Raw genomic sequence first — 12017 nt, 5'->3', positions numbered from 1 at the left:
GCCGCCGGGCTTCGGCTATAAAAGAGGAGACCGATGCACTGGATAAAGAAAGCCGTTTTCCTGCTTGTGCCAGGGCTGCTCCTGGGCGGATCCGTCCGCGCGGAGGACTTCACGGTGGAGACGCCGGCGGGGCCGGTGACCATCTCGCTGGATCACGCCGGGCCGGGCGGCACCCTGGTCCAGGGCGGCGCGCCGTCGTCGCCGGCCTTTCGCCCGCCGAGCATCTTCTCCGCGCCGCTGCCCAGTGGGTCCGGCGCGCGGGCGCTCGGCCTGGCCGGTGCGTTCACGGCGGTCGCCGACGACGCGACGGCGGCCTCGTGGAATCCCGCCGGGTTGATCCAGCTCGAGCGCCCCGAGGCCTCCATCATGGTCCGCTCGTCGCGCGAGCGGAACGAAAACAACTCCGATTCCGACGCCTTCATCGTCGGGGTCAACGAGTACGGCAACGAGAACCTGAACTACTTCAGCTGCGCCTATCCCGTCACGCTCTTCAACCGCAACGTGGTCTTCGCCCTGAACTACCAGGAGGCCTACGACTTCACCCAGGAGTTCACCGCCACGGCGAAAGAAGGCGCGCGGCCGGCGGCCGGCGGAAAGACCGAGACCCGCGTGGACACCGCCACGCAGGTGGACCGCTTCGACAGCGTGCTCGAGGAGGGCGTCACCGCCTCCGTCACCTTCACCACTCGCCTGACCACGCGCCACACCAGCGCGCTGCAGGAGATCCTGCGGTCGGACCTGCTGACCGGGCTGGACTTCGAACAGCAGGGCATCATCGACGCCGTCACGCCCGCGATGGCGGTGGAGATCCTGCCGAACCTGGCCGCGGGGCTTTCGCTGAACCTGTACCAGGACAGCCCGATGCCGAACCGGGACATCCGCTCGAAGACCACGGCCCGCTACACGGGCTCGTCCACGCTGGACAGCGCCCGGCGCGACACGCGCGTGACGAGTTCGACGTACGAGTACGAGGGCGTGATCCGATATCCCCCGCCCTTCCCCGAGATCCCCTTCTCCAGTTCGGGCGCGTTCCCCGACTTCTCCGAGCGGTCCTTCTCGGAGGACTCGTCCGGGATCGTGGTGGACGGCGTGTACGAGGAGGAGAACCGGATCGACGACCTGTGCGGGTTCAACGCGACGCTGGGCTTCCTGTGGACCGTGTCGCGGCACTTGAGCCTCGGCGGCGCGGCGGATCTGCCTTGGACCGCCGACGCGGAACAGACCAAGACCATCCGGGACACCGCGACGACCTACAACGCCGCCCGGACGCGCGTCCTGGACGTGACGTCCACCGAGAGCCTCGTTTCCAAGGACGTGGAGTTCACCTTCCCGGCGGCCTTCGCGCTGGGCGCGGTGTGGCGCTGGACGGACCGCCTGTACACGTCGCTGGACGTCAACCACACGCGCTGGTCGGACTTCGCCTTCCAGGCCGAGGGCGAGGAAAAGATCAATCCGCTCGACGGCAGCCCGCACGGCGAGCACCCGCTCGACGACACGTGGGCGGTGCGGAGCGGGATCGAATACCTGCTCGTGTTCCCGCGGGTGGAGATCCCGCTGCGGGCGGGCGTGGCGTGGGAGGAGCGGCCGGCGATCGGCGAGCCCGACCAGTACTGGAGCGGCAGCGTGGGCACGGGCGTGGCCCTCGGGAAGAAGCCCGCGCGCTGGATCCTCGACGTGGCCTACGTCTACACGCGGGGCGACGACGTGCTCGGCAGCCTGGTCCCGGCGGAGAACCTCCGCACCGACGTCACCGAGCACCAGGTCTTCGTCTCCTGCATCAAGCACTTCTGATGTCCGGCGGAGCGCGACGGCCGGCGCGGGTCTCCTACGGCCGGAATTCCTCGAGGCGGTAGAGGCCGCGGCCGGCCGGTTCGGGGCTGGTCCATTCCATGGCTGAATTGTCCCAGTTGGTCCACGGCCCGCCGACGACGGACCAGGCCTCGGGCCACAGGTTGCTGCACCCGGCCACCTGGTAGGCGTGCCCCTCGACGCCGCTCCATTGCAACCGCAGCCCGGCCGGCATGAAGCCGACGCCGGCCCCGAAGAGGGCGAACACGCTGTCCGGGTCGTTGGGATCGGTGTCGGTCAACAATTCGTTCCAGTTGCTCTGCCCGTCCTCGTCCGTGTCCTGCATCGCCAGGATATTGGTCGGGCCACCGAAGTGCAGGTTGATCCACCGGTTGGGCAAGCCGCCCGCGTTGGTGACGACCGGCCCGCAGGGCAGTTCCCCGGCCTCGTTCGTGCTGCCGTTCGGCAAGGCGAGGTTCAGATAGAACGCGGCGTTCGAATAGCCGTCGGCCGTGACCGTCAGCCATCCCGCGCGCGGCGGCAGGTAGACGTTGGTCGGGAACTGGCCGTCCGGCGCGGTGAGCCAGCGCCGGCGGTAGCTGGCGTAGCCCGGGTAACCGTCGTACCGGCTGCACGGCAGGCCGGACGAGGAATTCGGCGCAAAGGCCAGGCTGGCGTTCTTCAGGCGCTTGCCCGTCGCGGCATCGCGCGCTACACCCTTGACCCGCACGCAGGGCTCCAGGAGGAAGGGCGCGGCGACGAACGCCCCGCTGCGGACCCGCACCCGCCGCGGATTGCCGTAGGCCTGGTTGTTCTGGTCCTCCACCTGCCCGGCCCGGCTGGCGTGCTGCGCGGGCAGGCAGCCGGGCGCCGTCACGGTAATCGTGTACGTCTTCGCCGCGATCCCCGTCAGCTCGATCAAGTTGCGGCCGCCGGAGAAAGCGTGGGGCGCGCCGTCCACCCAGGCCACCGCGCCCGGCGGGGAGCGATCCGAGTCGTGCAGGTCCGCCCCGAGGATGCAGAGGAAGGTCGTCGAGGGCGCGGCCGGCACGTGGATGCGCACCTCGTATTCCGTGCCCAGGCCCGCCTGCCACGGCCGGTAGGCGGTCACGCGCGCGAGGTACAGGCCCGCGGGTCTGTGCTCGAGCAGGAGGTACTCGCCCTGGCCGGCCCCCGCGCCCTGCAAGTCCTGGTGCACGACGTTGGAGAGGCTCCCGTCGCCGAGCACGCGGTACAGGTCCACGACGCTGTCCACGTTGGTGCCGAGCTGCCGCGTGCGCAGCTCGTAGACGTAGTTGGTGACGAGAAAGAACCCGACCCAGTCCTCGTCGCCGGCGACGTGGAAATTGCGGACCTGCACGCCGGCGATCTCGAAGGGCCGGGCGTCGTCCGCGCTGTTGTCCGGCTCGTACCGGTCCGCGCTGAAGACCTGGGCTTGGCGCGGCGCGCCGATCACGCCGTCGTAATCCATGGCGAAAAACGTACAGATATAAACGCCGGGCTCGGTGAAGTTCGTGCAGGCCGCCTCGTAGCGGCTTTCGCCGGCCGACCAGGCCAGGTCCACGGTCACGAGGGCGGAATCCTCCGCGTCGGACGGCGGCGCAACAACGCACCAGGCCCGGTCCACGCCGGCGGCCGCAACGATCTCGGAGGCCCAGAGCACGAGGGCGTTCGTGCCCGCCAGCACGGTGTCCAGCGTCACGGCCCCGATCACCGGCGCCTCGGCGCCGGTCACGAAGGCCGACCCGAGGTACTCGCCTTGCGCCGCGGCGCCCTCGACGTCCTTCTCGTTCGGCACGCCGTTGCCGTTGTCGTCGAGCTGCGGGTCCTGGGCGCCGCGGGTGAGGTTGAAGACGATGTCCCGCGCGGCCCGGAAGGACTCGAGCACGTCGCGCCCGTCGAACACGTGGCTGAAAAATACACGGGTGAAGCTGATCCAGCCGGACTGCTCGCAGACCGCGGGCTCGCCCGGCCCCGCACCGGCGATCAGGATTCGCTCGCGCCCGGGCGGCGTGGTCATGTTGGTGATGAAACTTCCAGCGCCGGCGAAATCCATCGCGGCGATCACCGTCCGGTTGCTCTCCTGGTACGCGTCCAGCCAGGCGTCGAGTTGGAGTGCGTCGAGGTCCTCGCCCTCGGCGAGGCGCAGGAGATCGTTCGTCGCCTCGCCCACGAGGACCAGGGTCAGCTTCTTCGAATCGCCGGCCCAGTTCGTGATGGCCTGTCCGACGGCCTCCAGGGAGACCGCCCCGTCCACGCCCGGCTGCCCCGCGTCCATGCTCAAGTAGCAGACCGTGGCGGTGGTGAACTGCCGGGCCAACAGGGTCTCCCACGCGCCGTTCGCCACGCTGTTGATGTTGGTCCAGAGGGCGAGGTTGGTCGTCCCGCCGGCGACAAGGATCGCGCGCTCGTTCGCGCCGGCCTGCGTGACGTAACCGTACTTCGGCAGGGACACGCCTCCGCCCTGCGCGTGGGCGTAGTAGATGATCTTGTAGGTGCCCGCCTGGCCGAAACCCGTGTACTGCGCCTCGTACCGGCCGCCGGCATAGATCAGTTCGATCTCGGGCAGGGACGCGATGGGCACGTCGGGATCGGGTTGATACCCGGGCGGCACCACGACGCACCAGACCCGGTCGATCGGCTGCCCGGCGGAGACGTTCGCCGCCCACAGGGTCGCGGCGCTGTCGCCGTCCAGGTACTGGTTGTCCGCAATGAGCCCCACCTGCGGGGCGCCCTGTTCACCGCCGATGCTCACGCCCACCGGCAGGTCCAGCGCCCCGGCCGCGTCGTCCACGCCCTCGTCGAAGCGGCCGTCCTTGTCCGCGTCGAGCCAGGCGTCCTGGTAATCGCTCATCGCGCGGCGGGCCACCCGGAAGGATTCGCCCAGCCCCAGCCCGAGCCGCACGCCGTGGAAGAACGCCTCGGAAAAACTCACGAGCCCGCCCGCCACGAAGTAGGCGGCCTCGGCGGGGCCCGCGCCGGCGATGACGATGCGCGCGGCGGCGCCGGTATACGCCAGGGGTGCGAGGAAGCTGCCGGCCTGGCAGAAGTCCAGCACCACGGTCACGTCCATCCCGTGAACGTCCTGCAGGCCGTCGAGCCAGGCGGACAGGTTGGTGGCCGCCAGAATCTCCGTCGAGTTCAGCCGGAAGTATCCGCCGCCCTCGTTCGTGGCGCCGTGGTCGACTAGGTAGACGAAGAGATTCGACGCGCCCGGGGCGAAGGTCTGGAAGGCCCACTCGGCGTTCGCCCGGGTGGTCGCCCGGGTCACGTCGGGGTAGCCGTCGCCGTCCACGTCCTGTCCCACCATGGGGCTCAAGTAGGCCATGCTGCCCTTGCTGTAGCCGCGGGCCCGCAGCGCGTTGAAGGCCAGGTCCGCCAGGTAGTCGGTCGCCTCCCAGGCCGGGTCGTCGGTCAGCACGGCGGTCTTGCTGCCGGCCATCACGATGGCCCGGGACTGGCCGGCCGACAGGCTGTTGCTGATCACCTGGACGAACGCCCGGCCGTAGCGGCCGTCCGCGAGGCGGGACTCGACGATGTCGAGGGCCTGCGTCGGGCCGGCCTGGTAGGCGCCGGTCGCCGGGTCCAGCGTTCCGCCGCTCCGGTTCACGACGAACTGCCAGGCGGCCGGCGACCCGTTCGTGAGGTTGAAATCGCAGCCCGCGCCCGGCTCCAGCGGCCGCTGCCCCGGGATCACCTGCAGCTTCTCCGCCTGGTTCCGGTAGAACAGCAAGCCGCCCTCCGCGGTGGCGAACAGCAGGTCGAGATCGCCGTCGGCATCCAGGTCCATCGCGGCGCCGGACTGCACAAAATCGTTGAGGCCGAACGGGTCCACCGGGGCATACAAACGCCTCGGAAGCGACCACCGGGGCTGCTGCGCGTCGCCGGTGTTCGGGTAGAACACCCAATCCCTGCCCGTCATGCCGATCAGGTCGTGGTCGCCGTCCTCGTCCATGTCCAGGATCAGAGGCGTATGGTAATTCCCCCCGAACCAGGCCACTCCGGGATCCGCGGGAGGGGCCCAGGCGGCCGCGGCGGCCGTCCCGGTGTTCTGGATGTAGAGCAAGGGCCCGTTGGTGATCCATCCTTTGATGAACAGGTCGAAGTCGCCGTCGTCATCCATGTCGCCCGCCGCCACCGCGCCGTAGTTCATATGGCCCGTGGCGGCGTTCAGGACGAGGTAGTCATGAACCGGGGCGGCCCAGGAGGCCTGGGCCGCCGTCCCGGTGTTTTCCAGAAACATGATGATCCAGCGGGTGTCGTCCAGGAGATCCGCCGTGTTGACCAGCAGGTCGGGATCGTCGTCGGCATCGATGTCGCAGAACGTCATGCCGTAAATGACTCCGCCGGTCCAGTTCAGGTAGTTGGTGGTGGCCAGGTGCCAGATGGGCAGCAGGGGGGTGCCCGCGTTCTCGTACAGCCACAGGTGCGGGTCGTGCGGGCCCTTCACCAGCAGGTCGCCGTCCCCGTCGCCGTCCAGGTCGCCGCCGGCGATCTGCGGGGAGGGCAGGTCCAGCAGGAAAACCCGTTCGCCCCGGCCCAGCCACACCGCCTGCGTCGCCTGCCCCAGGTTCGCCACGAAATCCAGCCGGCCTTGCGACTGGCCGATACAGGCGTCCAGGTCACCGTCGCCGTCCAGGTCGGCAAACGCCGGGGCGAAGGAGGCGAAGTAGTGCGCCGCGGCGACCCCGAGTTCCTGCGTCGCGAACGGCGCCCACCGCGGCTGGAAGACGGTCCCGGTGTTGGCCCAGTAGAGCCAGAAGGCGTTGGTCCGTGAAGGATACGGATCGTAGCCCGCCGCGAGATCGAAATCCCCGTCGCCGTCCAGGTCCGCGAGCCGGGGCGCCGCGTACGCGTAATTGGGAATCGGGCACGGGAAGTTGGTGTACGGCCCGCTCCAGGCGGCCGAGGCGGCGGTCCCGGTGTTGGTGTACACGAGGATGTCGCCGTCGCCGTTGCCGACAAAAAGGTCCGGGTCGCCATCGCCGTCCACGTCGGCCAGGGCCGGGACACTGGTGGAGTCAACGTCGATGCCGCCGTAGCTGTACTGGGGTTCCCCCCAGGCGGCGTTGGTGGCGGTGCCCTCGTTTTCGATCAGCATCAGGTTTCCCCAGAGCCGGCCCACCAGCAGATCGAGATCGCCGTCCCCGTCCAGGTCCGCGGGGGCCGGGGCATGCCGCTCGTTAGACCAGAACCGTCGGACCAGCACGGGCGGCGCCCACGCCGGCGCGTTGGAGGTGCCGATGTTCCGGTAATACATCAGCTTGTCCGCGCTGCCGATGAATGCGTCCGGGTCGCCGTCGGCGTCCATGTCCGCCAGCGCCGGCTGGCTGTCGTCCGCCCCGCCGGAATAGGCGCCGGCCAGGTAGCGCCCCTCGCAGTAGCCGTCCAGGACCTGCTCCCAGGACGAGTCGGGGATGATCTGGATCACATTGGTGAAAACCAGCCCGTTCGTGGAGGCCAGCGAGCGGGCCGCGCTGATCCGCACGATGTTCGTCAGCAGGCCCTCCCGGGTCGCCCGCACCCGGTACGAGAAAAAGGCGCCCCACGAAGGGGTCAGGGTGAGCGAACTGCACAGCTGGTTGCTGTGGGCCCGGAAATAGCCGTCCAGGATCTCCACGGGCGCCGAGAACTCGCTGACGATCAGGACGTTGGAAACGTATTCGGCGGTGTAGTTCTCCAAGTGTACCGTGTTGGTGAACGGCTGGGAAAGGCAGGCCGCATCGGACAGCGTGACCTCAACTCCGATATCCGCGGCGGGTTCCCCCCGGGGCCCGAACGTGGTTTGGTACGCCGCGGTATTATCGGCGGCGTTCGTATCCGCGCCGGCGGAGGTCACGACCGACGTCCACACGCAGAGGCCGGTCACCCCCGGCGAACAGATCATCCAGAACCTGGAGGTCTGGCCGGCGGCCATTTCCGCGAGGCGGTATAGGACGGCATGGCCGACCGGATCGACCTCGTAGCCCAGCGTGGCCGTGACGAGTTCGACGCCCGCGGGCAGCCGGTTGGTGATCGTGACGTCGACGGCCTCCCGCGGCCCCTTGTTCACCAGCGTCAACAGCAGCGGGTACTCGTTCGAAACCGCGAGCCCCTGCCCGGAGAACAGCGCCCCCAGGGTCAAGGTCAGGTCCGCGCCGGGCGCCGTGGAAACCGTCTCCAGGAGAATGTCGTCAAGCGCAAACCCGTCCTCCTCTGCCGGCGAGTCGTCGTACTGCTGGAACTTGATCTTGAAATCGTCGACCAGGGACCAGGCCGCGCCCGGGGTCAACGGCACCTCGAACGACTTGTAGCCGGAGGCTGTGAAATTGGACGAGGTCAGGCCCTGGATCTTGTGCCAGGTCGTGCCGCCGTCGTCGCTGACGGCCACGCCGTCCGAATCATGGCTGCCGCCGAACGAGTCGGGCATCTCGTGATCCTCGTCGTTGAGCGACTTGTGCTGGAAACTCAAAACGACATTGCTTTGCCCGCCGAGGTCCACGGTCAGGACCAGTTCGTTCCGGGAGGAGACCAGGTCGCTCTGAAAATCGTCCATCACCACGTGCCGGACGCCGCCCGCGGGCGTCCAGTCCTCGGTGACGCGGAGGCGTCCCTGGCCGGTGGAGTTTGTCGCCCAGCAGGGCGCCAGGATACCGCTCTCGAAGTCCTCCTGGAAGAGCACCTCGCCCGCCGCCGGCCCGGCCAGCGCCACGCACAGGCCCAGCAACAGCCCGCCACGGCAGACCACACTCCCCACGCTATATGAAGTGCGCCTCATCTACTCTCGCGCGCGTGGAACCAGTGTACACGCGCGGTTCCCGCGCGTAAACGCCATGCTATTGATCCGCGCCAACTATGCCTTTAGTCGTTTGGCCGCCGTCTTTCTTGCCGGGAAACCCGTCCTTATGTCTTCAGCGCGGCCGCCGACGTATACGCCTGGCCGGCAGATGCTTGCCCCGGTTTTTGGCGGAGAGCCGGGGTTTGGAGTGGAGCGGGAGACGGGAGTCGAACCCGCGACGTTCAGCTTGGGAAGCTGACATTCTGCCACTGAATTACTCCCGCGCCGAAAGTAAGACTAGCACATCGAAAAAGGCGCGCAAGGCCGATTTTTTTAGGGCCCCGGGCTGACAGGCCCGGCCTCGTGCAGTATCTTGCCGCCATGGATGTGCTGGCCCATGCGATCTACGGCGCGACGATGTGCAGCCGGTCTGGACTGGCCGGCGGCCGCGCGGGCGCCGGCCGGAGCTGGTTCCGGGACCCGACGGTCTGGCTCGCCATGCTCTTCGGCGTGCTGCCGGACCTGCTCTCCATGGGCCTGCCGTTTCTCCGGTTCGACCACGGCGACCACGTCGGTCATTTCTTCCGCGAGTTCGGCGGTGACGGGCTGGTCCATTACCGCTACGCGCACAGCCTGCTCGTCGCCCTGGCGGTTTCCGGCCTGCTGGTTCTCGTGCGGCAGCCGCTCGTCCTGCCCTCGCTGGCCTGGCCGCTCCACCTGGTCCTCGACGCGCTGACGCACGCGAGCCCGGGCAAGTTCCACACGGAGCTGTTCTTCCCGCTCTCCTCCTGGGCCTTCAACGGGCTCTCCTGGTGGCAGCATCCGTGGCTCGTTGCGCTCTACTGGTTAGCGCTGCCGGCGACGTGGCTGGCGTTGTACGCCTGGCGCGCGCACAGGCGGTCTTGAGACTGGACCCCGCCCGCTTTTGCGTTATCTTCTCCCGACCCGAAAGGAGCAGGATATGAAACTGGTGGTCATCGGCGGAGTGGCGGCGGGCATGTCCACGGCGGCGCGGGCCCGGCGGCTGGACGAGCGCGCGGACATCGTGGTGCTGGAGCGCAGCCGCTACGTGTCCTTCGCCAACTGCGGCCTGCCCTACCATATCGGCGGGGTGATCCGCGACCGCGCCCAACTCCTCCTCCAGACCCCCGAGAGCCTGAAGGCCTCGCTCGACCTCGACGTGCGGACCGGCCACGAGGCGCTCGCCATCGACCGGGCGACCCGGAAAGTCCGCGTGCGCGAGCTCGCCACGGGCCGGGAATACGACGAGGCGTACGACAAGCTGGTGCTCTGCCCCGGCGCGACGCCGCTCAAACCCCCGCTGCCCGGCCTCGACCACCCCCGCGTGTACGTCCTGCGGAACATGGACGACATGGACGCGATCAAGGAGGCCGTCGATCGCGGCGCGAAGAACGCCGTGGTCATCGGCGGCGGGTACATCGGCGTCGAGATGGCGGAGAACCTGCGCCACCGCGGCCTCGCGGTCGACCTGGTCGAGATGCTCGACCAGGTCATGCCGCCGCTGGACAAGGAAATGGTCGCGCCGCTCGAGGACCACCTGCGGCAGCACGGCGTGAATCTCCACCTGGGCACCGCGGCCGCGGCGTTCCGGGATGCCGGCGGCCGGGCCGCCGTCGAACTCAAGAACGGCACGGTCCTGACCGCGGACTTCGTCGTCCTCTCCGCCGGCGTGCGGCCGGATACCGCCCTCGCGAAAGCCGCCGGGCTGGAACTCGGGCCGCGCGGCGGCATCAAGGCGGACGCCCACATGCGCACGTCCGATCCGGACATCTACGCGGCCGGCGATGCCGTCGAGGTCGCGCACGTCGTGCTGCCCGACGCGTGGCTGATTCCCCTCGCCGGGCCCGCCAACCGGCAGGGCCGGATCGCGGCGGAGAACATTTGCGGGCGGGACACGACCTACGACAGCTCGCAGGGCACGGCGATCGTGAAGATCTTCGACATGACCGCGGGCGGCACGGGGGCCATCGAGAAGGGCCTGGTCCGCGCCGGCACGCCTTTCCGCAAGGTCTACCTGCACCCGTCCGGCCACGCCGGCTACTACCCCGGCACGGCGCCGATGCACATCAAGGTCCTCTTCGCGCCGGACACGGGGCGGCTGCTCGGAGCGCAGGTCGTCGGGTTTGACGGCGTGGACAAGCGGCTGGACGTCTTCGCCACGGCGGTCCGCGCCGGGCTGACGGTCTATGACCTGGAGAACCTGGAACTTTCCTATGCGCCGCCGTTCGGATCGGCGAAGGACCCGGTGAACATGGCGGGCTTCGTCGGGGCCAACCTGCTGCGGGGCGACGTGGAATTCTGGTACGCGGAGGACTATCCGACGAACACGGAGGGCGCGCTGATCCTGGACGTGCGCGGCGCCCCGGAATTCGAGACCTGGCACATCCCCGGCGCGCGGAACATCCCGCTGGGCCAGCTCCGGTCGCGCATCGGCGAACTGGATTCGCACCGTCCGGCGCGCGTGTATTGCACCGTCGGCTTCCGCAGCTACCTGGCCTATCGCCTGCTGAAACAGCGGGGATTCCGCGATGTCGCCACGCTCGCGGGCGGGAGCCGGACCTTCCGGCAGTGGCACGGACCGCTCGGCGCGGAGGAGGCCGAGGTGCCGTTCCTGGCCTACGCCGAGGAAAAGATGGCGGAACAGTCCGCGCCAACGGGAAAGACCGTGGAACTGGATTGCACGGCGCTGCAATGCCCGGGCCCGATCCTGCGCCTGAAGGAGAAAATGGACGGACTGGCCGCCGGGGACGAAGTCCTCGTGCGCGTGGCCGACCCGGGCTTTGCCTCGGACGCCCCGGCCTGGTGCCGGGGCCAGGGCCATGAACTGGTGTCGCTCGACCGGAAGGGCGCCGTGCTGGAGGCGCGCATCCGCAAGGGCGGCGCCCCGGCCCGGTCGGCCGAGCCCGCGGGCCGGTCCGGCCGCAAAACCTTCGTCGTCTTTTCCGGCGACCTGGACAGGGTCATGGCCGCCCTGATCATCGCCAACGGCGCGCTGGCGATGGGCAACGAGGTCAGCCTGTTCTTCACCTTCTGGGGCCTGAACGCCCTGCGCAGGCGGAATGCGGCGCCGATCCGGAAGCCGTTCCTGGAGAAGATGTTCGGAGCCATGATGCCGCGGGGCGCCGGGGCGCTGAAACTCTCCAAGCTCCACATGCTGGGCGCGGGCACGGCGATGATGAAGAAGGTCATGAAGGACAAGAACGTCACCGCCCTGCCGGACCTGATTGAATCGGCCCGGCGCGGCGGGGCGCGGATGATCGCCTGCACAATGACCATGGACGTCATGGGCCTGAAGCGCGAGGAGCTGCTCGACGGCATCGAACTGGGCGGTGTGGCCTCCTTCCTGGGCGAGGCGGACCGGGCGGGAACCACCCTCTTCATCTAGGGGCGCCCCGGGCCGCTTTACCGTTGACAGCGCCCCCGCCCTCTCCTAGAGTGCGTTAGTAGAAGA

Annotated in this window: 4 protein-coding genes and 1 tRNA gene; 3 read left to right on the top strand and 2 right to left on the bottom strand. The window is 68.9% G+C overall.

From position 1 onward, the window contains the following. The first annotated feature begins 33 nt into the window (after positions 1-33). Positions 34-1791 (top strand): hypothetical protein, encoded by a 1758-nt coding sequence (locus tag KA248_03565; GenBank protein ID MBP7828975.1) that lies wholly within the window; start codon positions 34-36, stop codon positions 1789-1791. A gap of 34 nt (positions 1792-1825) precedes the next feature. Here the strand turns inward: KA248_03565 and KA248_03560 are convergent, their stop codons facing one another. After that, on the bottom strand, positions 1826-8545 hold the full coding sequence (locus tag KA248_03560) for a VCBS repeat-containing protein (protein MBP7828974.1): 6720 nt from the start codon (positions 8543-8545) through the stop codon (positions 1826-1828). Between the two features lie 209 nt (positions 8546-8754). Further along, positions 8755-8829, bottom strand: a tRNA-Gly gene (locus KA248_03555). A 79-nt stretch (positions 8830-8908) separates the two neighbouring features. On the opposite strand from KA248_03555, the gene KA248_03550 reads away from it, so the two are divergent. Then, complete coding sequence (locus KA248_03550; GenBank protein ID MBP7828973.1) at positions 8909-9451, top strand: hypothetical protein; 543 nt, start codon at positions 8909-8911, stop codon at positions 9449-9451. 55 nt (positions 9452-9506) lie between these two features. After that, positions 9507-11951 (top strand): FAD-dependent oxidoreductase, encoded by a 2445-nt coding sequence (locus KA248_03545; GenBank protein MBP7828972.1) that lies wholly within the window; start codon positions 9507-9509, stop codon positions 11949-11951. The last annotated feature ends 66 nt before the right edge of the window (positions 11952-12017 follow it).

Source organism: Kiritimatiellia bacterium, assembly GCA_018001225.1.
GTDB lineage: Bacteria > Verrucomicrobiota > Kiritimatiellia > CAIQIC01 > JAGNIJ01 > JAGNIJ01.
This window is presented reverse-complemented; position numbering and strand designations above follow the sequence as displayed.